At 30.6% G+C, this 24,785-nt stretch carries 18 protein-coding genes; 8 read left to right on the forward strand and 10 right to left on the reverse strand.

What is annotated here, in order from left to right; all coding sequences use genetic code 11:
* Positions 1–28 precede the first annotated feature (28 nt).
* A complete protein-coding gene (locus NZD85_RS01295) occupies positions 29–2,197 on the reverse strand; it encodes a S46 family peptidase (RefSeq protein WP_260542899.1) in 2,169 nt (722 codons plus the stop codon).
* 148 nt (positions 2,198–2,345) lie between these two features.
* On the opposite strand from NZD85_RS01295, the gene NZD85_RS01300 reads away from it, so the two are divergent.
* The 3 genes from NZD85_RS01300 to NZD85_RS01310 all read left to right on the forward strand — a co-directional run bounded on the left by NZD85_RS01300 (position 2,346) and on the right by NZD85_RS01310 (position 5,765).
* Entirely contained in the window at positions 2,346–3,110 is a 765-nt protein-coding gene (locus NZD85_RS01300; protein ID WP_260542900.1) for a hypothetical protein, read from the forward strand.
* A gap of 42 nt (positions 3,111–3,152) precedes the next feature.
* A complete protein-coding gene (gene lipB / locus NZD85_RS01305) occupies positions 3,153–3,866 on the forward strand; it encodes a lipoyl(octanoyl) transferase LipB (RefSeq protein ID WP_171622140.1) in 714 nt (237 codons plus the stop codon).
* A gap of 171 nt (positions 3,867–4,037) precedes the next feature.
* Entirely contained in the window at positions 4,038–5,765 is a 1,728-nt protein-coding gene (locus tag NZD85_RS01310; protein WP_260542903.1) for an MFS transporter, read from the forward strand.
* Between the two features lie 75 nt (positions 5,766–5,840).
* Here the strand turns inward: NZD85_RS01310 and NZD85_RS14710 are convergent.
* Together NZD85_RS14710 and NZD85_RS01325 are read right to left on the reverse strand one after the other, a co-directional pair.
* A protein-coding gene (locus NZD85_RS14710; protein ID WP_396127075.1) for an IS3 family transposase occupies positions 5,841–7,207 on the reverse strand; the annotation gives its coding sequence in 2 pieces (ribosomal slippage) (positions 5,841–6,745 and positions 6,745–7,207; 1,368 coding nt in all).
* Positions 7,208–7,268: 61 nt separating this feature from the next.
* Positions 7,269–8,081: a WG repeat-containing protein gene (locus NZD85_RS01325; RefSeq protein ID WP_260542907.1), complete on the reverse strand. Its 813-nt coding sequence runs from the start codon at positions 8,079–8,081 to the stop codon at positions 7,269–7,271.
* 131 nt (positions 8,082–8,212) lie between these two features.
* Between NZD85_RS01325 and NZD85_RS01330 the strand changes: the two genes are divergently transcribed.
* Positions 8,213–9,217 (forward strand): hypothetical protein, encoded by a 1,005-nt coding sequence (locus tag NZD85_RS01330; protein ID WP_260542909.1) that lies wholly within the window; start codon positions 8,213–8,215, stop codon positions 9,215–9,217.
* 67 nt (positions 9,218–9,284) lie between these two features.
* On the opposite strand, the gene NZD85_RS14715 is transcribed toward NZD85_RS01330, so the two are convergent.
* The 3 genes from NZD85_RS14715 to NZD85_RS01350 all read right to left on the reverse strand — a co-directional run bounded on the left by NZD85_RS14715 (position 9,285) and on the right by NZD85_RS01350 (position 12,746).
* Positions 9,285–10,651, reverse strand: a protein-coding gene (locus NZD85_RS14715; protein WP_396127076.1) for an IS3 family transposase whose coding sequence is annotated in 2 segments (ribosomal slippage) — positions 9,285–10,189 and positions 10,189–10,651 — 1,368 coding nt in all. Because the reading frame shifts where the segments join, the coding sequence is not laid out codon by codon here.
* 21 nt (positions 10,652–10,672) lie between these two features.
* On the reverse strand, positions 10,673–11,785 hold the full coding sequence (locus NZD85_RS01345) for a DUF3810 domain-containing protein (RefSeq protein WP_260542913.1): 1,113 nt from the start codon (positions 11,783–11,785) through the stop codon (positions 10,673–10,675).
* Positions 11,766–12,746 (reverse strand): bile acid:sodium symporter family protein, encoded by a 981-nt coding sequence (locus NZD85_RS01350; protein WP_317619460.1) that lies wholly within the window; start codon positions 12,744–12,746, stop codon positions 11,766–11,768. Before NZD85_RS01350 ends, NZD85_RS01345 begins: the two co-directional genes overlap by 20 nt.
* A 151-nt stretch (positions 12,747–12,897) precedes the next feature.
* Here NZD85_RS01350 and NZD85_RS01355 point away from each other — a divergent pair, with 151 nt between their 5' ends.
* A complete protein-coding gene (locus NZD85_RS01355; RefSeq protein ID WP_171623612.1) occupies positions 12,898–13,236 on the forward strand; it encodes a hypothetical protein in 339 nt (112 codons plus the stop codon).
* A 124-nt stretch (positions 13,237–13,360) separates the two neighbouring features.
* The gene (gene uvrA / locus NZD85_RS01360) at positions 13,361–16,162 is read left to right on the forward strand and encodes an excinuclease ABC subunit UvrA (protein WP_260542918.1); all 2,802 of its coding nucleotides are present in this window, start codon (positions 13,361–13,363) and stop codon (positions 16,160–16,162) included.
* A gap of 39 nt (positions 16,163–16,201) precedes the next feature.
* On the opposite strand, the gene NZD85_RS01365 is transcribed toward uvrA, so the two are convergent.
* From NZD85_RS01365 to NZD85_RS01375, 3 genes are all read right to left on the reverse strand, one after another.
* Entirely contained in the window at positions 16,202–16,669 is a 468-nt protein-coding gene (locus NZD85_RS01365) for an OsmC family protein (RefSeq protein WP_260544531.1), read from the reverse strand.
* Positions 16,670–16,762: 93 nt separating this feature from the next.
* Positions 16,763–17,812: a phytase gene (locus NZD85_RS01370; protein WP_171623610.1), complete on the reverse strand. Its 1,050-nt coding sequence runs from the start codon at positions 17,810–17,812 to the stop codon at positions 16,763–16,765.
* An 11-nt stretch (positions 17,813–17,823) separates the two neighbouring features.
* A complete protein-coding gene (locus NZD85_RS01375) occupies positions 17,824–20,622 on the reverse strand; it encodes a TonB-dependent receptor (RefSeq protein WP_210766902.1) in 2,799 nt (932 codons plus the stop codon).
* A 221-nt stretch (positions 20,623–20,843) separates the two neighbouring features.
* Between NZD85_RS01375 and NZD85_RS01380 the strand changes: the two genes are divergently transcribed.
* A complete protein-coding gene (locus NZD85_RS01380; RefSeq protein WP_260542923.1) occupies positions 20,844–22,373 on the forward strand; it encodes a SulP family inorganic anion transporter in 1,530 nt (509 codons plus the stop codon).
* A 32-nt stretch (positions 22,374–22,405) separates the two neighbouring features.
* Here the strand turns inward: NZD85_RS01380 and NZD85_RS01385 are convergent, their stop codons facing one another.
* Complete coding sequence (locus NZD85_RS01385; RefSeq protein ID WP_260542925.1) at positions 22,406–22,897, reverse strand: DinB family protein; 492 nt, start codon at positions 22,895–22,897, stop codon at positions 22,406–22,408.
* Positions 22,898–23,114: 217 nt separating this feature from the next.
* On the opposite strand from NZD85_RS01385, the gene NZD85_RS01390 reads away from it, so the two are divergent.
* Positions 23,115–24,755 carry an AMP-binding protein gene (locus NZD85_RS01390; protein ID WP_260542927.1) on the forward strand — a complete coding sequence of 547 codons (1,641 nt, stop codon included), beginning with the start codon at positions 23,115–23,117 and terminating at the stop codon, positions 24,753–24,755.
* Positions 24,756–24,785 lie beyond the last annotated feature (30 nt).

Genomic DNA, 24,785 nt, shown 5'->3' on the forward strand with positions numbered 1-24,785 from the left:
GTGGTTTTCAGTATATAATGAAAGATGATTATTTTTTCTTCGTCTCTTTATTTTCTTCAATAATAGTCATTTCATCAATCAAACGTTGTGCATTTGCATATTTGTCAACTACCCATAAAATATAACGAGCGTCAACCATAATATTACGACAAATTTCTGGATCATAATTTAAATCTGACATAGTTCCTTCCCAAACACGGTCAAAGTTCAATCCGATTAATTCTCCTTTTGCATTTAATGCTGGAGAACCAGAGTTTCCTCCTGTTGTATGATTGGTTGCGATAAAGTTTACAGCTAATTTACCGTCTTTATCAGCATATTTACCATAGTCTTTGTTGTCATATAAACTAACCATTTGTTTTGGTAAATCATATTCGTAATCTCCAGGAACATATTTTTCCATTACGCCATCCATGTGTGTTACAGGTTCGTAATAAACCGCATCACGAGGTTGATAACCATCAACTTTACCATATGTTACACGTAAAGTAGAATTCGCATCTGGGAAGATTTTTTTATCTGTAAATACATCCATTTGCGCTTTCATATAGGTACGCATCAATTTGTTGATCTTATCTTGATTCGCTAAATAGGTAGGCGTTACATTTGTTTGATTCGATTCTAAAACAATACGAACTTGACTAATCAATGCATCTTCTTTTAGCGCTTTAATAAATTCAGCATCGTTTTCAGCTAAAGCTTTGATATTACCTAAAAGAGATTGTCCATTCATTTTTTTCGTTCCGTTAATCACCGAGTTTCCTAAAGCAGTTTTAATGTTTGCTGCAGTTGTATTCGGTAATAATTTTTGTGGAACTACTTTGAAATAATTATCAGCCAAATCAGAAGAAATTGTTTTGTCTAATTCTGGATTATAATCCTTGTGCATAGACGCTACCGTATTCAACGCTTTTGCTTTTGTTTCAGCATAATTTTTTTGCCCTACAGCATTCAAAATATTATTCAACGTTAAAGCCATTCTGAACGTTTCTGAATTTGAGAAAAACGACTCAGAGAACATAATGTTCGCTAAATTATAATCTTGATTTGCTTTATTCACGTCATTTAATTCAGAAATAATGTTCGCATATTGAGCGTTTAATTTCGAATTTTTAGCAATACGATTCATAAATTCTTGTTCGTATTGTTGACGTTTTTCTACCGCTTTCGAACGATTAAGCCCTAAAACTTCACCAATCCATTTTTTGTGTGCATTCGAAATACGTGCTTGTTTAGACGCATACGCAATACGAGTTGCATTGTCTTCTCGCATTTTTTTATCGATGTGCGATAATGCAATTGTACGAACATTAATACGTGCCGGATTGATAACATCTTTGATTTGTTCGATAGAAGAAGCTGGTAAATATTCGTCCGTTACACCTGGAAAACCATAAACAAACGTGAAATCGCCTTCGTTAATTCCCGAAATATTAATTGGTAAGTGATGTTTTGGTTTGTAAGGTACATTGTCTACTGAATATTCTGCAGGTTTATTGTTTTTATCCGCATAGATTCTAAACATAGCAAAATCTCCAGTATGACGTGGCCAAACCCAGTTATCGGTATCATTTCCATATTTACCAATTGCCGACGGTGGTGCACCAACTAAACGTACGTCTTTGAACGTTTCTGTTGTAAATTGGTAGTATTTATTTCCTTTATAGAAAGGTTTAATGAAAACTGTTTGGTACGATTCTTTTTTGCTTTTTGCATTAAAATCTTCGCTATTTTTTTTGATGATTTTGTTACGTTCTTCTTCAGACATATTTTCATTCACACCTTTTAAAATAGCTGTAGTTACATCTTTTATATCAATGATAAAAGTCGCTGTTAACCCTTCGTTTGGTAATTCGTCTTTCAACTCTTTAGCCCAAAAACCATCTGTTAAATAATCATTTTCTAAAGATGAATGCGCTTGAATTTCTCCATAACCACAGTGATGATTAGTTAATAATAAACCATTTGGAGAAATAACTTCAGATGTACAACCACCACCAAAATGCGCAACTGCATTATTGATACTTTTATCTCCAGTACTGAAAATGTCTTTTGATGAGATTTTCAATCCCATGTCTTTCATTTCCTTTTCATTCAATTCTGTCGGAATCCACATTCCTCCACCTTGTTGTGCAAACGCATTGAAACTTGCAAACAAAGCCATTAAAATAGACCCTTTAACGAATAGTTTCTTCATTTTTATTTGATTATTTTATTGTATCGATTTCTTAGATTTTCAAAGATAAAGAAATTTACATAAAACCAACTTGATTTCTTAAAACCATTGTAAATAGTGAGTTTTTAAGGATTAATTTTTAATATTTTTGAGCATTAAATGTAGATAAATGAAAAGAGTACTGTTAGTTGGTTTAATAGCTTTAGGATTGCAATCGTGCACTATAAAAGAAGAATATGTTATTTATGAAGATGGAAAAATTGATTATAATTATTCGTTAAATGGCAATGATTTAAAATCATATATTCAAGATGAAGGTGGTTACAATTCACTTTTGAATGAAAAAAAAGAGGTGGTAGAGAACTTAAAAAAAGGATTAACAATTGAATCATTGCATAAAATAATGATTGAAGATGAAGATTTTTTGAATGATAAAAGGAGTAATGCAATCGCTTATTTTGAGGAAAATAAATTACTATATGAAAAATTTAAACAGCATAAAGTATATATTGATTTTAATGAATTAACGTATTCAACCGAGTTAAATTCAGTATCAACTGTCATCAGTAAAGAAAGTGAAGAGTTGAATACGTTTTTATTCAATTTGTTTATAGCGATTGATAATCCATTCAATACAAATTATTTAAATAATCAGAAGAATATAAATTCAACCAGTACCGAAATTGTATTTAATAAAGAAGATTTTAAGACTTTAGTCAGTGGCTTAATGCCGAATTTTGATGCTGGAATGGGAGATAATATGGTGTATAATAATATGTTTAATTATCAATTAATTATTCATGCGCCAACTAAAATAGTAAGTAGTACAGTTGAAGATGCCAATTTCTCCTTGGACCAAAAAACGATTCGACTAAATTTTACATTCAATGATATTATTTCGGGTAAGAATAAATCAGCCAAAATTACCTATTAAACGCATAGTTTCGTAAATTTGATTTTCGAAACACATTGTAAAATGAAACAAATTGTCGAGTTCCAAGATTTGGGAATGAACAGAAATTACCAAGAAATATGGGATTATCAAGAAAGTCTTTTAGCCGAAAATATAGCCGCAAAACAATACAACAGAGCACAAGAAAAGGAGGGAGGAACTGATTTTAAGAATACCAAAAATCATTTGCTTTTCGTAGAACATCCGCATGTTTATACACTTGGGAAAAGTGGTCATTTAGAAAATATGTTGGCGTCGAGCGATAAGTTAAATGAAATTCAAGCAACATTTGTTAAAACGAATCGTGGTGGCGATATTACGTATCATGGACCGCAACAATTGGTTGGGTATCCGATTATGGATTTAGAAAATTTTAAACCCGACATTCATTTGTATATGCGCAATTTGGAAGAAGTAATCATCAAAACAATTGCAGAATATGGTTTAAAAGGTGTTCGTTCTCAAGGAGAAACAGGTGTTTGGTTAGACGTTGGTCGACCTTATGCGCGCAAAATTTGTGCAATGGGAGTTAAAGCTTCTCGTTGGGTTACGATGCATGGTTTTGCTCTTAATGTGAATACAGATATGCGTTATTTTGAATATATTGTTCCATGTGGAATCCAAGATAAAGCCGTTGCGTCATTAGAAAGAGAGCTCGGTCATCAGGTAGATATGAACGAAGTAAAAGCGTTTACGAAAAAACATTTTGCTGAAGTTTTTGATGTAGCCTATAAATAAACATTTCTAAGAATAAAAATTATAGTAAAGACCGTTTTTTGTAAAACGGTCTTTTTTATTGGTTTTTAATTTGTTATAAACACTTCAATTAAATGTTTTTCATTTTCGACTATTTTTTAATTTTTTGTTAAAGAATAATTATAAATTTAGCACTTATAAAGAAACGTAATAATGGAAAATAACCAAATCAAAACGAATTATCCAGCGCTCTATACACTGATAATCGTCTTTTTTTTCTGGGGTTTTATTGCCGCAGGTAACAATATTTTTATTCCTTTTTGTAAAAATTATTTCAATTTAGATCAATTTCAATCACAATTAATCGACTTTGCATTTTATACTGCGTATTATGTAGGTGCTTTGCTTTTGTATATTTTTGGCGTTGTAAAAGGTAAAGATCTTGTTGGGCAATGGGGATATAAAAGAAGTATTGTTTACGGACTTTTGTTTTCTGCAATAGGAGCTGGCGCAATGATTATTGCGGTTCAAATTAATGTATATACAGCAATGTTAGTGGGGTTATTTATTGTAGCGTTAGGCTTTTCTTTGCAACAAACAGCGGCCAACCCTTTTGCTGTTCTTTTGGGAGATCCTAAAACAGGAACTTCACGTGTAAATTTAGGTGGAGGAATCAATTCCTTTGGAACAACAATTGGTCCGTTAGTAATTGGTTTTGCATTGTTTGGTACTTTTGAACATGTTTCGGATGACGCGATAAAAAGTTTACCACTTACAAAAGTAGAATATCTATACATTGGTGTTGGATTATTGTTTGTTATTGCAGCAGGAATTTTCTTTTTCTCAAAAAAAGTTCCAGATGGTATCAATAACGAACCAATGGAAAAATCTAACAAAGCATTAACAACATTAATTGTAATGACAATTTTATTGTTTGTAATGTTTTTACCAGTATTTTTGAGTTATAAAAGTGATGAGGCTTTAAAAATTGAAGAATTAAGCAGATTAATTGAAGCTAATCAAAATGTAGAATTAGTCAATCAATATAAAGCAGAAATTGCAACAATCAAAGAACCATTAGAAATGTATCGTATGTCATGGTTATTTGGTGCTTTAGCAGTCGTAGTTGTAGGATTATTGTATGCTTATTTCAGCGCTTCAAAAAAGGCAGAAGGCTGGGGAGCGATGAAATATCCTCAATTAATTTTAGGAATGTTAGCCCTTTTTCTTTATGTTGGAGTAGAGGTCGCAATTGGTTCTAATTTAGGTGAATTATTAACATTGAAAGAGTTTGGTAGCCTAAGTTCTTCACAAATTACACCTTACGTGACGATGTATTGGGGAAGTATGATGATTGGTCGTTGGGCAGGTGCAATTAGTGCCTTCAATTTGACTAAATCAAAAAAACAATTGTTATTAATTATTGTTCCATTAATCGCTTATTCAATTATTATTGGTGTTAATACAATGGCTGGTTTCGATATGTCGCATTTGTATTATTATATTATCTGTATTGCTTTACAAATTGTCGCATTCTTTTTATCAAAAGATAAACCAGCTCGTACATTATTAATTTTCGCAATATTTGGAGCAGTAGCAATGATTATTGGATTATTTTCTACAGGTATGACAGCTATCTATGCTTTCTTAGCAGGAGGATTAGCATGTTCTATTATGTGGCCAGCAATTTTCAGTTTATCAATTGTAGGATTAGGAAAATATACTGCGCAAGGATCTGCTTTTTTAGTAATGATGATTTTAGGAGGTGGAATTATCCCGCCAATTCAAGGAAAATTATCTGATATTATTGGAATTCATAATTCGTATATTATCCCATTATTTTGTTTTGCCTACCTTATTTTGTTCGCAATTATGGTAAAAGGATTTTTAACAAAACAAGGAATCAATATTGATGAATTAGAATCAGAAGGTAGTCATTAAAATAGTTTAAATTATGAAATAAAAAAAGCCGAGCAAAAAGCTAGACTGCACCCAAAAGTTTGGACAGATTAAAAATTAATAATTATAAAAATGAGTTCGATATTGTATCGGGCTCATTTTATTTAAGTTCGATTTTATTCTATCGTTATTGTAATAGTAAATGTATTGTTTTATTTCTTTTTTTAGCTCTTCAATAGAATTAAATTTTTGTAAATAAAATAGTTCCGATTTCAGTATTCCGAAGAAATTCTCGATAATAGCATTATCTAAGCAATTTCCTTTTCTACTCATACTTTGTATGATTCCTTTTTCATTTAATAAAGCCTGATATTGTTTCATTTGATATTGCCATCCTTGATCTGAATGTAATATCAAATCTTTAGTGTCTTTCGTTATTTTAAATGCCTTTTTAAGCATTTGAGTTACTTGATTAAAAACAGGTCGTTCGCTTAACTCATAGCTGATAATTTCTTGATTGTACAGATCCATTATCGGTGATAAATATAGTTTTTTATCTTTTACTTTAAACTCGGTAACATCTGTTACCCATTTTTGGTTGGGTTTATCAGCCTTAAATGCTCTTTGCAAGATGTTTGGTGCAATCTTTCCTTGTTCTCCTTTGTAAGATTTGTATTTTTTTCTTCGAATCAAACTCTTTAATCCTAAGCTATTCATCAGTTTAAGAACAGTTTTATGATTGATGATAGTTCCTGATTTTCTTAATTCATCGGTAATTCGTCGATAGCCATATCGCCCTTTATGCTGATGATAAATGGATTTTATCTTAAGTTTTAATTCCTCGTATTTATCTGTTTTACTACGTGAAATATGATAGTAAAAGCTGCTTCTAGCCATATGTGTACAATCTAAAAGTAAATTTAGATGAAATTCTGGCCTTAATTCATTTATGGCTTGCGTCCAAGTTTCTTTTGTTTTTCTTCCTCGGCTTGAATTAAGGCATTGAACTTTTTTAAGAGTGCATTTTCACAACGTAAACGTTCAATCTCCAACAATAGTTCTTCTTCTCTTGTTAACGGTTGTTTCGATTTTTTAGGTCTACCTTTAGATGTGCTCATAGTCTTGGGACGGCCTTTTGGTTTGGGTTTTAATCCGTCTATTCCAAAGGTAGCAAAATCTTTTTGCCATTTTATAATAACCGATTCACTTGGAATATTAAATTTAACTCTGGCTTCACGCAAACTAAGAAACTGTTTGGTTATAGACTTAATAACTTTTAGCTTAAATTCAACGCTATACGTTTGGTTTTTCTTAGGTTCTAAACCTAAAGCTCCTTGATTATGATAATCAGTAATCCACTTACGCAATAAACTTCCTGAAATACCTTCTTGATGTGATATAGAATGAACTGAATGATGTTTTTTTAAAACTTCTTTGACACATCGCAACTTGTATGTTACATCATATTTTACTTTTCTTGCCATAAAAAATGCCCCCAAAAGTGTCTAACTTTTTGGGGGCAGTGTAAGAAAGGTCGCATTTTTTTTATTTCATAACACCTAATTGTGTTAATATTTTTTCTTCATAAGGATCTATCTTAAATTGATCAAATTTTACAAAATCTTTTCCATCTTTCAGATACCCTAATTGATAATTTTGACGAACAACAGGTTGATTTTCGAAACTTTCTAAAATAGGCAATTCAGAAATCGGTTCTAAAATTTTTTCATTTGTAGTCGAAATTAAACCAAAATGCATCAAATAATTTTCTTTGGATAAAAAATAAGGAAAATAAGCCAACACATCAGGACGTTCAATTTTCAAAGAAGTTGATTCTCCAAAAGTTGCAAAATTTTGATCAACAGGTGTTAAATATTCGTATTGAAAATCAATAATTAATTGATTGTTTTTGTCAATCATTCCCCATTTTCCATCTTTTTCTACTCCAGCCAAACCAGCTCTAAAATCGGTACAACCATCATATTCAAACGGAATAATTACTTGATTCAATAAATCAATAAATCCCCATTTTCCGTCTTTTTTTACAGCACAAATATTCTCAATAAAATCACTTGATAATTCATACTCAAACGGAATCAAAACTTGGTTAGACTTGGTTATAAATCCCCATTTTTCGTTTTTCTGAGCACTATATGCATTAACCGTTGTGAGAACTAATTTCTGGTACTCAAAAGGAATAATTACATTTCCAGTTTTATCGATTAAGCCAAATTGATCATTAATAGATATTGGTGCTAAATTATTGCGATCAAAAACAGTTAACTCTTCAAATGTTGTTGTTTCTTTGTGAACGAAATCATCAAACTGATCAGTGTCTTTTGGGTAAATTTTAGTCATAATTCTTTAATTCACCACAAAATTAAAGAATCAAAATTAATAGATATCTTTTTATTTTAAAAATATCCGATTTTAAGCACTTTTTTGTAAATATAATTCTTATTTTTGTAGGAAAGCTTAAAGTATAACCTATGAATATTTTTACTAAATTATTTTTTAGTGCAGCCATAATGTCGAGTAGCTTTGTTTCTGCTCAACAGGAAAACATTAACATTACAAATCTTCCAACGACTATTAATAAAGATTATTCTTTTGATGGAGTTTGGAATATTTCAAATGATGTAACTACTTCTAATTACAAAATTTCTGGCGGAAAATTGACTAACTATTCAGATAAAACTAGTCAAACTTTATTTTTTGATTTATATTTTGTTCCTTCAAAATCTTCGTTGGATTTGTATGATTTACCTAACAAAATCACAACAAATGCCCAATTAGGAACTCTGGAAGGGAATGGAACAAGTTTTAATAATGTAAATGTAACTTTTAAAGCAGCAGATATCCAGAAATTAGCAGATGGAGATTATACACCAATTTTATTATTGAAAGAGAGAGAAACAAGCAATGTTTTAAACTACAAGATTTTAAATAATAAAATATCATTACAATCGAATGATATTATGATTGATAAAGTAATTGATGATGCTAGTTTACCACAATTAACGGAGAAAAATACATTAGCTTCTACAAAAAATATTGACGCAACTTTATCAGATATTTATATTCCCGTAGAGAGTTCATTAGCTATTGAAAATGCAAACAAAAAAGTAAAATTAGCTGGTGTTTGGAAATTAGAAATTGATTTTAATACATTAATGGTTACAGTTGATGGTATTAATAATTCTATTCAGAATTTAGATTCTAAACCAACAAATGACTTGAAATTATTAGTCTATTTTTCAAAACAAAATATTACAGATGCAAAAAAAATAGATGGATTTGAATTGCTTAATTTTGATATTACTCCGGTTGCCGCTTTAACAAAATTAAGTAATCTTGATTTTACAACTAACATCACAAAGTTAGTTCCTGCGGGTGAATATTATCCAATTTTGGTTTTGACAGAGAAGAATAATGAAGGAAACTATGTAATCAAATCTACTTTGAGTTTAGGTGAAAAATATATTTGGAAATAAATTCTAATTAATAAACAAAAAGCGAAATCTTATTAGACTGCACCCAAAAGTTTGGACAGATTAAAAATTAATAATTATAAAAATGAGTTCGATATTGTATCGGGCTCATTTTATTTAAGTTCGATTTTATTCTATCGTTATTGTAATAGTAAATGTATTGTTTTATTTCTTTTTTTAGCTCTTCAATAGAATTAAATTTTTGTAAATAAAATAGTTCCGATTTCAGTATTCCGAAGAAATTCTCGATAATAGCATTATCTAAGCAATTTCCTTTTCTACTCATACTTTGTATGATTCCTTTTTCATTTAATAAAGCCTGATATTGTTTCATTTGATATTGCCATCCTTGATCTGAATGTAATATCAAATCTTTAGTGTCTTTCGTTATTTTAAATGCCTTTTTAAGCATTTGAGTTACTTGATTAAAAACAGGTCGTTCGCTTAACTCATAGCTGATAATTTCTTGATTGTACAGATCCATTATTGGTGATAAATATAGTTTTTTATCTTTTACTTTAAACTCGGTAACATCTGTTACCCATTTTTGGTTGGGTTTATCAGCCTTAAATGCTCTTTGCAAGATGTTTGGTGCAATCTTTCCTTGTTCTCCTTTGTAAGATTTGTATTTTTTTCTTCGAATCAAACTCTTTAATCCTAAGCTATTCATCAGTTTAAGAACAGTTTTATGATTGATGATAGTTCCTGATTTTCTTAATTCATCGGTAATTCGTCGATAGCCATATCGCCCTTTATGCTGATGATAAATGGATTTTATCTTAAGTTTTAATTCCTCGTATTTATCTGTTTTACTACGTGAAATATGATAGTAAAAGCTGCTTCTAGCCATATGTGTACAATCTAAAAGTAAATTTAGATGAAATTCTGGCCTTAATTCATTTATGGCTTGTGTCCAAGTTTCTTTTGTTTTTCTTCCTCGGCTTGAATTAAGGCATTGAACTTTTTTAAGAGTGCATTTTCACAACGTAAACGTTCAATCTCCAACAATAGTTCTTCTTCTCTTGTTAACGGTTGTTTCGATTTTTTAGGTCTACCTTTAGATGTGCTCATAGTCTTGGGACGGCCTTTTGGTTTGGGTTTTAATCCGTCTATTCCAAAGGTAGCAAAATCTTTTTGCCATTTTATAATAACCGATTCACTTGGAATATTAAATTTAACTCTGGCTTCACGCAAACTAAGAAACTGTTTGGTTATAGACTTAATAACTTTCAACTTAAATTCAACGCTATACGTTTGGTTTTTTTTAGGTTCTATACCTGAAATTCCTTGATTATGATAATCAGAAACCCATTTCTTTAATAAAGAAGCATGTATATTTTCTTTTTTACTAATTGAACGTATTGTTCGATGTTTTTCTAAAACTTCTTTCACACAGCGTAACTTAAATGCTACACCATATTTTACTTTTCTTGTCATAAAAAATGCCCCCAAAAGTGTCTAACTTTTTGGGGGCAGTGTATATTGATTTCGCTTTTTTGTTTGGTATAAAATGTAAATCAATTCTACATACTTGTTGTAACTTATTGTTCCTTCTTGATTATTTGCTTTTAAGAATTGATTATTTAATTCTGAAAACGTATCACTTGCTTTTCCTTCATATTTTAAATAATGATTTAATTCTGCTTGACGATCAAGCTTGATTTTTGGATACATATTATTCAATTCCATTTTTACAAAATAAGGATCAGACTTGTAAATTGCACCCAAAAGCGTATAAATACTTTTATAATAAATAGAATAATTAATTTCGGGATTCTTCGATTTTGAGCCTAAATAATAAGCTAAAAAATTTGCTTCACTTTCTGATGCAAATCCCATTTGATGACCATATTCGTGAAAAAGAGTAGCAGGTTGTTTTAGATTTGTATTGTAACGATTCAGGTTTGCTTCAACTGTAAAAGGATTGTAATAGCCTAAAATCCCCATATAATTTTGCATTTTCGAAATCCAAGATAATTTGAAATGAACATTTTCTAACAATCGATAATTTTTCAACCATTTCAAATCTTTTATAGAAGATTGTAGTGAGTAAAATTCTTCATTATAATCATTGAGATTAGATTTAAACTGAATGGTTGTTGTAGAATCATTGTGTTCTATTTTATTACGGGCAATAATTGCTTTGTCTAATTCGATACAATAAATTTCTTTTAGAATTTTTGGTTGAATTGCAATTTCTTTTTGATGAAAAGTTAATGTGTCTTTTTTATACATAACTCCCCAAGCGAATATGTAAATAAAATAGAAGCTATTTACAAAAATCAATAGATGATAAATAGATTTTGAAGTTTCACGATTTTTGTAAAAAAAACTTCTAATCACTCTGAGTATAAGAAAGAAACCAAGAATACCAATCATTAAATAAAAAATATCACCTAATGGTAATTGAACAGAATTGGTCATTTTAGCTACAAAAGCAGATAGGGGGAATGTTATCCTTTGAACGATAAAATCAATGAAATTATCAGATAAGAATAGTACAGAAAAGAGAATAATTTGTGCAATTAATACTAAAAACGAAATGATGGTTTTATTCAACTTCTTTTGCATATTGATTGGCTATAAAACTAATATAAATTAATTGAAAAGTATGGTAAAGCATAATTGGAATCAAGTATATACCGATGTCACCAGAAAAAATAACTGCAGCAATTACCGAGCCATGAACCAACGATTTTTTGGTTGCACAAAATTGAATTGTAATATCATCTTCTCGATTAAAATTCATTTTTAGTGCGATCCATTTAGAAAAATTAAAAAACATAAAAAATAAAGTAACCACTACAACGAAAACAATTAAAAGAGGAATCAAGCCTAATTTGTCAAAAATTCCATCTAAAAATGTGTGACTAAAACTATTGTAGACAATTAAAATGATGGTTAACTTATCTAAGTTAGAAAATTGTTTTTTGTATTTATGATAGAAATTACCCAAAAAAGGTTGAGATAAAGCACCAATAATAACAGGTAAAATAATTTTTAGAACCAAATCTAAAAAAATTCCTAATAAATCAAATTCTCCATCACTTTTTGATAAAAATAAACTCATCCAAAGCGGTGTGATAATAATACCGATTAAACCAGAGATACTCGCATTAAAAATGGCACTGGGTATATTTCCTTTTGCAATAGAAACCATTACTACAGATGAAGAAACAGTACTTGGCAAAGCCGCAAGATAAAAAATAGCGACATAAAGTGTGAAATATGCAGGATAGTTCTTAATGAGTGGATAGAAACAAAGAACAAGTATTGGAAAAAATATAAACGTTATAGACTGGATTAATAAATGCATTTTCCAGTTGGACAAGTCCTTGAAAAAATCTTTCCAATTTAATTTTAACCCATAAAAAAAGAAAACTAAAATAATACCTATATCTATTATTGTATTAAGGTTAATATTGCTGTACGACCACAAACTAATATTTGGGTATATGTAAGCAACTAAAATAGCTATAAATAAAAAAAGGATAAAAGGATCAGGTAATTTGTTTAAAAATTTCAAAATCAATATAATTTAAGCAAAAATAATAAATAACTTTCAAAACATTTAACAAATAATTAATACTTTGATTTGGCGTAAAAGCAATATAAGATTAATTATTTGTAAATTGATGTACTTTTTTTATATATTTGTAGTAACAACACCTAAAATCTATCTTATGAATACATGTCTTCAATGTAACCAAACACTTTTTGGTCGCAAAGACAAAAAGTTTTGCAATGACTTTTGTCGAAATTCTTATAACAACAATCTGAACCGAGACAAAGTAGAGATTGTAAGAAATATTAATAATCGATTAAGAAAGAATAACCGAATTTTAAAATCTTTGTTAGAAGAAGGTATTCGTTCGGTGGATAAAAATGAACTTAGTCTAAGGAACTTTGATTTTAGATACATTACGAATGTTGATGAATCTAAAAATGGCACAATTTTTTATGTGTACGATGTTGGATATCAGAAATTAAACGAAGAAAATTATTTGTTATTTCAGGAATAAATTTTTATTTTTTTATTGAAAAAGCGCATTAATTATTTAATGCGTTTTTATTTTTTAAAAAATACGGTTTCTTTTAGAGTAGTCAGTACAATAACTTTCCAAAATACATTAACTTTGCGCCACGATGAAAAAAGATATCAATCAACTCGATTCAAAGGAATTTATCCTAATAAAAGGTGCAAAGTTGCACAATCTAAAGAATATTGATTTAGCGATACCAAAAAATAAATTGGTTGTGATTACTGGAATGTCTGGTTCTGGAAAATCTACGTTGGCTTTTGACACATTGTATGCAGAAGGTCAGCGTCGTTATGTTGAAAGTTTGTCGTCTTATGCGCGTCAATTTTTAGGAAAATTAGATAAACCACAAGTTGATTATATCAAAGGAATAGCTCCGGCGATTGCGATACAACAGAAAGTAAATTCAACCAATCCACGTTCTACAGTTGGTACAACAACAGAGATTTACGATTATTTGAAATTATTATATGCCCGAATTGGAAAAACATATTCACCGATTACAGGAGAATTAGTTCAGAAAGATTCGGTGACGGATGTTGTGGATTATTTGAAAACTTTTGAAGCCGAAACAAAATTTATTCTTCAAATTAAATTGGTTGTTCCAGAAGAACGTACGTTTTCTGAACATTTAAATATTCTTCAACAACAAGGGTTTACACGTTTAAGTGTAGATGGAAATCAAGTCAAAATTGAAGATTTAATTTCGTTTAACTTTGAGCCTCAACCCGAAAATGATGTTCATTTAGTCATTGATCGTATTGCATTACCTACAGAAGACGAAGAATCTTTTTATCATCGTTTGGCAGACTCTATCGAAACTGCTTTTTTCGAAGGAAAAGGAGACATTGCAGTTGTAAATATAGATCATAATTCAGTTAAATATTTTTCAAATAAATTCGAATCTGATGGCTTGATTTTTAATGAACCAAACATTCATTTCTTTAGTTTCAACAATCCTTATGGTGCTTGTCCAACTTGTGAAGGTTACGGGAAAGTAATTGGGATTGAAGAAAATCTTGTCGTACCAAATAAATCGTTATCTATTTACGAAGATGCGGTGGTTGCATGGAAAGGAGAGAAGATGAGCGAATGGAAAAATCATTTTATTAAGCAATCACAACAAGTCGACTTTCCTATTCACAAACCTTATTTTGAATTATCAGAAGAACAAAAAGAGTATTTGTGGCGAGGTGATTTGAATTGGGAAGGATTAGACGGTTTCTTTAAAATGGTTGAAGAAAACACCTATAAAATTCAATACCGTGTGATGTTGTCTCGTTACAGAGGAAAAACAACTTGTCCGACGTGTAAAGGAAAACGATTACGCAAAGAAACTAATTTTGTGAAAATTGCAGATAAATCAATCAGTGATTTAGTTGATTTACCGTTAAATGAATTGAATGATTTTTTTACAAGTATTCAATTTAATGAATATGATCAGCAAATCGCTGGTCGAATTATTTATGAAATAAAATCTCGTTTAACTTTCCTATTGGATGTTGGTTTAGAATATTTATCGCTCAACCGTGCGTCAAATACATTGTCTGGAGGAGAATCGCAACGTATCAATTTAGCAACTTCGTTAGGAAGCAGTTTGGTTGGATCGATGTACGTTTTAGACGAACCTTCGATTGGTTTACATTCGCGAGATACGGAAAAGTTTATCACGATTTTACATCGTTTACGTGATTTAGGAAATACAGTAATTGTGGTGGAACATGATGAAGATATCATGAAAGCTGCGGATTATATTATTGATATTGGTCCAGAAGCTGGAACAAATGGAGGAGAGGTCGTGTTTGAAGGAACTTATGACGAATTGATAAAAGCTGATACCTTGACATCTAAATATTTGAATGGGAAATTAGCAATTGAAGTTCCTAAGAACCGTTTAAATTCACCTAATTATTTGAAAATTATAGGTGCACGAGAAAATAATTTAAAGAATATTGATGTTAAATTTCCACTAAACGAATTAACTGTGATTACAGGAGTTTCTGGTTCAGGGAAATCAACGTTAATGAAAGATATTTTAGCACCAGCTGTTCAGCGTCATTTTGAAATCTATGGGAATAAAATTGGTGATTTTGACGATTTAGTTGGTGATTTGAAACAGTTAGAAGGAATCGAGTTAATTGATCAAAATCCAATTGGGAAATCATCGCGTTCAAACCCTGTGACTTATGTGAAAGCTTATGACGATATTCGAAATTTATTTGCATCACAAAAAGCGAGTAAAGTGATGGGATTTCAGCCCAAACATTTTTCGTTTAACGTAGATGGTGGACGTTGCGATGCTTGTAAAGGAGAAGGAACAATTACGATCGAAATGCAATTTATGGCGGATGTTGAGTTGGTTTGTGAAGATTGTCATGGAGAACGTTTCAAGAAAGAAATTTTAGAAGTTAAGTTTGAAGGAAAGTCAATTTCAGATATTTTGAATTTAACAATTGATGAAGCTATCGATTTTTTTGCAGCACATCAACAAAATAAAATTGTAGAGAAGTTAAAGCCTTTGCAAGATGTTGGTTTAGGTTACGTGAAGTTAGGTCAATCGTCGAATACGCTTTCAGGCGGAGAAGCGCAGCGTGTAAAATTGGCTTTTTTCTTGACAAAAGGAGAAACCACGAATAAAACCTTGTTTATTTTTGATGAACCGTCTACTGGTTTGCATTTTCATGATATTCAGAAATTAATCAAGGCTTTACGAGCATTGATTAATTTGGGACATTCAGTTTTTGTGATTGAGCACAATATGGATATTATTAAAGTTGCCGATTGGGTAATAGATCTTGGACCAGAAGGAGGGAAAAAAGGTGGTTTCTTAGTAGCAGAAGGAACACCAGAAGATATTGTAAAAGTAAAAGAATCGTATACAGCGCTATTCTTAAAAGAGAAATTATAACGAACAAAATGTATAAAACCGAGTATTAACTCGATTTTTTTATGGTGTAGTACATGTTGAATTATGATAAACAGGAAAATTGCATGAATTTGCAATAAAACACAATTCATTTGCTTTTTTATGCAAAGAAAGAGCGAGCTCAATTTGCGTTTCATCAGCAATAATAACTTCTGGAAATAAATTGACTACAATAATTTTTCCACTTCCATCTGCATTCACAACTAAAGTTGCTTCAGAATGATCAGTGTAAGAAATGACCTCAATTTTATGTTGAGCACAACAATATAAGTACGACATCATATGGCATGAAGTTAAACTACTTAATAACAAATCTTCGGGATTATATAAATTAGGATCTCCTTTGAAAGCTTTTGCTGCCGAAATTTCTAAATTAGGTTTTCCTTCAATCAAAATATGATGACTTTTACTATAAAATTTAGTAGTACGATCGGTTGAAGGTTCTTTCTTAATCCAATTTAATGCAACTTTAAATAAATGTTTCAAGATGTAATTTTTACCAAAAATAAACGATAAAAAAAACACAACCAAGAATCCTTCGTTGTGCTTTTATTAATAATGAATTATATTTAAAATAATAATTTATTTTGCTTGCTTATCAATTTCATTTTGAATGATTTTCCAATCATATAATTGAAAAGTTTTTCCATTGCTCATTGCGACAAAAAATCCTTTTGGAAATTTAGTTCCGAAATTAAAATTTACAGCATCAGCTCCATCACATTCTATTGTAGAAACTGGAATTTTAGCAATTAATTTGTGTTCATTCGGATTTGTAGGCTCTCCTTGTCTTTTATAAACATTAAAATAATTTGCTTGTTGATCAGAAATCAAGATGTAACCATCTTTAGCTGAGGTTTTGTAAATCGCAATACCTTCGTGATCTCGTTTAAAATCATTTTGTCCAAAAAAAGCTATTTCTTCGTTTCCTTTTTTAGGTTCAGCATAATATTTTCTAATTCCCGTTGTTTCATCTGCATAATAAATATACCCTAATTCTTCATCAACTGCGATTGCTTCAATTTCTTTTTTGCCAGAATAATTACCAAATTTTCGAACCAATGTAGTTGTAATTTGACCATTTTTTTCTTCAAGTAGATATTGATGGATATATTCGCCACTTGGCCCTTCTTTTCTTCCTACAATTGCATAGATTTTATTGTCTTTACTTTTGTATAATGCAATTCCCATTGGATCTCGTTGAGCTTCATTTTCAAATACATCAATTCCTCCATTGTCTATTAATTTGAAATCTGGTAAAGAAACAATTCTGATTTTGTTACTTGCACGTTCTGTCGTAACAGCAATATCAATTTCTTTTCCTTCAAAACTAAATCCGTAAGCGACATCTACATTATTTGGACGATTGAGTGGAGTAATTTTATGAATAATTTCACCATTAAGATTATAAGCATATAAACCTCCTGTATCTTCTTGTTTATCTGTTCCGATAATCATAGATTTTTCTGGATTTTTTTTATCAATCCAAATCGCAGGATCATCAGTGTCATTTGGTGTTTGTTGAGTTGTAACAGTTGGCTTTAATGCATTTTTTGGGATGGATGCTAATTTGGAAGATTCACACGAAAATATACTTCCAATTACTGATAAAGTGATGATTATTTTTTTCATACTATTTTATTTTAGAAATCAAATTTTAACCCCATTGTAAAACGTGGTTGATAATACTCAAGTTGTTTAGTTTGGTTTGATACGCCTTGGTAGTAACGTAATGGTTGATTGGTTAAATTATTTGCTTCTGCAAAAATTCGTAGGTTATTTGAAAATTTATAAGAAGCGTTTGCATCTATAAATAGTTGTTTGTCGTAATAACTATCTTCGAAAGCATTTCCTCCAATTTCGTCTAAATAAGCTGCCGTATAATTAAGAGAAACTCTTGCTGTAAATTTTTTATTCTCAAAAGATAATGATCCATTAAACATATGTGGAGCTGTTTTTGGTAAATCAAGATCTTCTCTCAAATCACCGTCTTCATTTGTTATTCCTTTGGCTTTAGAATCGGTGTATGTATAATTTAAATACACACCAAGATGTTTGAAAAATTCTCCTGGAATAAAATCTAATTGACGCTGAAAAGCTATTTCGAAGCCATAAACATTTACATGATCTCCGTTGCGCGCTTGAGTCATTTTCCAATTTTCACCGGTAGGAATTGGATTAGCAATATCAGGAAATAATGCATTAAAATTACTGCTTGTAAATGTATTGTTTTTATATGTGTATATAAAATCATTTAATTTTTTATAAAAGAATCCTCCCGAAACAATTCCAATATTTTCAAAATAATTTTCTAACATTAAATCGTAATTCATTGCATAAGTAGCTTTTAAATCAGGATTTCCTGCGTATAATTCAGAATCTTCTTTTAAAACGCTTACATATGGTGCTAAACTATAATAATTGGGACGAGCCAAACTCGTTGTAAATGCAGCTCTAAGAATAAAATCATTTGTGAATTTATGTTTCAAAGAAATACTTGGAAGTATGTTTGTATAATCATTTTTATGATTAATTTCTCCGATTAAATCTTCTTCATCTTGAACATAATTACCCGTATATTCGATAGACGTATTTTCTACTCGAACTCCAAGTATTACAGAAGTCATCGTAGATAAATCTTGATCCCAACGAATATATCCAGCCGAAATATTTTCTTTTGCTTTATAATTTGACGCTAAAAATTCAGACGGTTCTAAATTAGCATTAAATAATGATGGATTAGAAAGTGCTAAATTTCCTAAATTTTGATTCGAGTAAAAATAGCCAGCTTGATATTTTGAACCTGGGTTAAATTTAGAACTGCTCCAATCTACCGGATTTTGAGAATTTAAATTCCCCAAACCATCTATACTTTCGTATGAATAATAAATATTGTTTCGTTCTTTATTTTTTAAACGTAAACGCCCACCAAAACGTAAACGCCCTTTTTGGTTATCGATTACACTAAAAGGAACTCGGAAATTTAATTTCGCTCCAAATTCTTTTTCACTTGTATAATCATGTTGTTCAGACAAAGTTCCGACTTTGTATTTAGATAAATCTTCTGTAGATGTTGTAGAAACTAATGGATAGTTTGGATCGGATAAATCTTCTGTAAAACTAACGTTTTTTGCTCTGTAATCAGTATAACGCTCATTTGGTCTATCTTCGCTTGCTTTAGAAAAAGTTACCGCCCAATCCATATCAATTTTTGGAGATAACAAATGTTCTCCTTTTAAAGAAATATTATAAACTCTTTGATCTTCTAATCGTGCATTTTTATTGCGATTATTATTAATACCTCCTTTAGTCTCTCTTCTTATACTTCCTTTGTAATTGTTTGTTTTTTCGTCGTATTCTAAGTCTTTATATGTTACTCTATATCTGTTTTCTCTATCATCTCGCCAATTATAGATAGCAGATAAATCTATTCTATTGTTTTCATTGAATTGATAATCAGAAGATAAAGAAATACTTCTTCTTACACGTTGAATATCATATTTTCGAATCTGAAATTCAGACAAATAAGTTTTATCGCCATCTTTTTCCCAAACTGCCTCAATATTATCTGAACCAAAATTCTGAACTTGGTAACTTGCAGAAGCAACAACCCCTAACTTTTTATCAAAAAATCTATTTCCATATAAAAAAGCAGAATTGTATAATCCTTTTTCACGAATTGGAGCGTATCCTCCTGAAGCTGTAATAGAAATTCGCTCTTTATTTGGAACTGCACGTGTTATCAAATTCACAGCTCCACCAATTGCATCGGCATCCATGTCAGGCGTCAAAGTTTTATTTACTTCGATTGTAGATATCATTTCCGAAGGAATCAAATCCATTTGTACGTTACGGTTATCACCCTCTGCAGAAGGAATACGATCTCCGTTTAACATAACAGAATTTAATTCAGGTGAAAGACCTCTAATAATTATATTACGTGCTTCTCCTTGATCATTTTGCATCGTAATACCTGAAACACGTTTTAAAGCATCTCCAATATTAGAATCTGGAAAACGACCAACTTGATCAGAAGAAATAATATTTGTAATATTTCCATTGTTTTTCTGTTGATTTAATGCTTTTGCTTGACCTTTCAAAAAATCACCGATTACGACAACTTCATTTAATTCTCTACTTTCAGCATCTAAAGAGAAATTGATTACTGCAGTTTTATTTTCTGAAACTTCTATTTGTTTAGATATAGTTTCATAACCTAAATAATCAATATAAACAATGTATGTACCCGGATTTAGGTTTAGGAATTGATAATTTCCATTTTGATCAGAAATTGTGTATTTGTTTGTGTTTTCAATTCGTAGCCTAGCTCCTGGTAGAGAAAATTGATCAGTAGCATCAATAATTTTTCCAGAAATCACACCATTTTGAGCCAAAACCATAGGTCCTAACACAAGTAATGTGAGTTTTAATAAATGTTTCATGGTTCAATAATTTCAACAAAAGTACATTTGCAATATATCCTAATTGTTAAATCATCATTATGAAATATTTAACATTTCAGAAATAGTTTTTTAATGATTGATCTAAATTATTCAATCTTTTATTTTAGAAAAATAGTGCGTAATTCGACATATAATGTACTTTTTTACTAATTATAGCTGGTTTCAAATGGTTACTTTTGTATCGATTATAATTAAACAAAATGTCTTTTTCTAGCTTTATCAATACCAATCAAAAACTTAATATAAAAAATGAAATTTTAGCAGGGTTAACTGTTGCGATGACAATGATTCCTGAGTCGCTTTCGTTTGCAATTTTAGCAGGTTTATCTCCATTAATCGGATTGTATGGAGCATTTATAATGGGAATTGTAACGGCAATTTTTGGTGGTCGACCAGCTATGGTTTCAGGAGGAGCAGGAGCGACGGTTATTACACTAATTGCCTTAAATGCGACTTATGGTGAACAATATATTTTTGCAGCAGTAACATTGGCAGGTGTTTTTCAACTAATAGTGGGTATTTTTAAACTTGGAAGATTTGTTCGTTTAATTCATCAACCTGTTATGTATGGTTTTCTAAACGGTTTGGCAATCGTGATCTTTATGTCACAAATCGAACAATTCAAATCAACATCAGAAGGGGTTACGCATTGGTTATCAGGCACATCTCTTTATATAATGTTAGGATTAACGTTTATCACCATTTTAATTGTTTACTTTTTTCCGAAAATAACTAAAGTAATTCCTGCTTCATTGGTTGCAATTCTGATCACTTTTTTGTTGGTTTTAGGTTTTCAAATTGATACTAAAACGGTAGGTGATATAGCAACCATCAAAGGAGAATTACCTGTTTTTCATATTCCAAGTGTTCCATTAACTTTAGAAACCTTTAAGATTATTTTACCGTATTCGATTATTATGGGATCGGTAGGATTGATAGAAACTTTACTTACACTAACGTTAGTTGATGAGGTGACAGAAAGCAAAGGGAACTCGAATAAAGAATGCATGGCGCAAGGTGTTGCTAATATGACCAATGGATTTTTTGGAGGGATGGGGGGATGCGCAATGATTGCACAAACTTTTGTCAATCTTGATGCAGGTTCACGATCTCGACTTGGTCCAGCAATAGGAGCAATAACAATCTTGGTTATTATTTTGGTTGGAGCGCCAATTATAGAAAAAATTCCGATGGCAGCTTTAGTTGGCGTGATGATGATGGTAGCAATTTCAACATTTAAATGGGGATTTTTTAAATTAATTACAAAAATGCCTAAATCAGATATTTTTGTAAGTGTTTTAGTTGCACTTATAACTGTTGTTCTTCATAATCTTGCTTTAGCTGTTTTTGTTGGAGTCATTGTTTCTGCTTTGGTTTTTGCTTGGGATAATGCGAAACGAATAAGAGCCAGAAAATCTATCGATGACAATGGTCGTAAAATTTATGAAATATATGGTCCACTTTTCTTTGGTTCTGCATCTACTTTTTTAGATAAATTTGATATCATAAATGATCCAAATGAAATTATTATTGATTTGAAAGAGAGTAGGATAGTGGATATGAGTGCAATAAATGCTTTAAATACAATTACTTTTAAATATACACAACAAAATAAAAAAGTTATTTTGCGTCATTTAAGCAAAGATTCTATATTACTATTAGATCAAGCAAAAGGTGTTATAGAAGTCAATATTGAAGAAGATCCTACTTATAATGTAATGCCAAAATAAATAAAAAAAACAGCTTTGTAAAGCTGTTTTTTTTATAAATATCGTTCGTTGATCACATTCATATGATGAATAGAATGACCAGCCATTACAAAACCAATTTTTTCGACAGAAAATTCTCGATCACCAACTTTTCCAATTCTATTTAGGGTTTCATCGTCAAAAGATTTGAATTGAAAATACGTAGCTTTCATCAAATTCGTCCATTCTTTGATCAATTCTTCTGGTTTTCGACTTTTTGCGTTAGAAGTCAAAACGTAGGCATTTTCATCAAAAAAATTTAATGTCTGAGCATCTTCTCTCGCAATATGCTGAGCACGATATGAAAAAATACGTTCACAATCAATGCAATGTTGTATCATTTCCTTTATTGTCCATTTTTCCTCAGCATAAGCATAATCCCACTTATTTAATTCGGTAACAATTGTTAAGGTTTTTTTGATATCAGCAATACGGGTTTGTAAGGCATCTACAACCTCAATTCCGTCATAGATATTAATATAATTGTCATGGTTTATTGTATTCATTTTTTTGTAATTTTTTACAATTTAAGCATTATTAAAATGACTTATTTTAAGTATTTGTTAAAATTTATGCTACATTTTTTTGAAATTAATTTTAAATCTAATAAAAAAATAAGATTCTTATAGATATTTAAAATCTTGCATTTGATAAGTTTCTTTTCCGAAAAAACGTTGCTATGTTTGAGAGTAAAGTAATTTTTAAAATAAAGAATATAAATAGATGATAGCGAACTTATCATACTCAAGCGGTGCTTCTAAATATCCTCTATTGGGAGAAACAATTGGAGAAAATTTACGCAATACTGTCGCAAAATATCCTCAGCAAGAGGCATTGGTTTGCGTTGATCAAAATTACCGTGCGACCTATACAGAGTTTTATTCTCAAACAGAACAAATTGCAAAATCATTGATTGCAATTGGTTTAGAAAAAGGAGATCGAGTAGGAATTTGGGCGCCTAATCGTGCGGAATGGACATTATTGCAATATGCAACTGCTCGTGTCGGAATGATTCTCGTTAACCTTAATCCTGCATACAGAGAAAATGAACTTGAATTTGTTTTAAATCAAGCCGAAATTTCAGCTGTTTTTGCAGCTTTAAGTTTCAAATCAAGTCAATATAAAATCATGTTGAACAATGTGAAGCAAAATGCTAAAATGTTAGAACATATTATCATTTTTGAAGAAAATTGGAATGATTTTTTAGAACAAGGTGAAGAAATATCAACATCCGAAATTCATCAAATCGAACAATCCGTACAGTTTGATGATGCAGTTAATATTCAGTATACTTCTGGGACAACAGGTTTTCCGAAAGGTGTTACTCTAACACATCATAATTTATTGAATAATGGTTTCTTTATTGGAATACGATTAAATTATACACATTTAGATCGTGTATGTATACCAGTTCCTTTTTATCATTGTTTTGGAATGGTTATCGGAAATATGGCTTGTACTTCTCATGGTGCTTGTATGGTCATCCCATCTGAAAGTTTTGATCCAGAAAAAACGCTAAATGCTGTAGAAATAGAGAAATGTACTTCTCTTTATGGAGTTCCTACGATGTTTATAGCGGAATTGGAATTGCCAAATTTTGATCGTTTTGATTTATCTTCTTTAAGAACTGGCGTAATGGCAGGATCGCCTTGTCCAATAGAAATCATGAAGAAAGTTCAATCTAAAATGAATATGAAAGAAGTATCAATTTGTTATGGAATGACGGAAACTTCTCCTGTTTCGACCCAAACAATTATCGGTACTCCTTTAGAAAAACAAGTTTCAACGGTTGGTACAGTTCAAGACCATTTAGAAATTAAAATTATTGATCCGCAAACAGGTGAAATATTACCACGTGGCATTGCTGGTGAATTTTGCACTAGAGGTTATTCAGTTATGCAAAAATATTGGAATAATCCAGAAGCAACAGCTCAAGTGATAGATGAAAATAACTGGTTGCATACCGGAGATTTAGCGACGATGGATGTCGATGGTTATATTAATATTACAGGAAGAATTAAAGATATTATTATTAGAGGTGGTGAAAATATTTCACCTAAGGAGATCGAAGACTTTTTGTATGAACACGAAGCAATTTCGGATGTTCAAATTATTGGAGTTCCAAGTATTAAATATGGTGAAGAAGTGATGGCATGGGTAAAAGTGAAAGAAGGTATAACAGTAACAGAAGATGAACTAAAAGAATACTGTTTATCAATTGCACATTTTAAACGTCCAAAATTTTGGAAATTTGTAACTGAATTTCCAATGACAATATCTGGTAAAATCAGAAAAATAGAAATGCGTGAAGTCTCAATTCGAGAATTAAACTTAGAAACCGCTCAAAAAGTAAAAACATCTTAAAAATCATTAAAAAGAAATAAAAGTAGACTC

Source organism: Empedobacter stercoris, assembly GCF_025244765.1.
Taxonomy (GTDB): Bacteria; Bacteroidota; Bacteroidia; order Flavobacteriales; family Weeksellaceae; genus Empedobacter; species Empedobacter stercoris.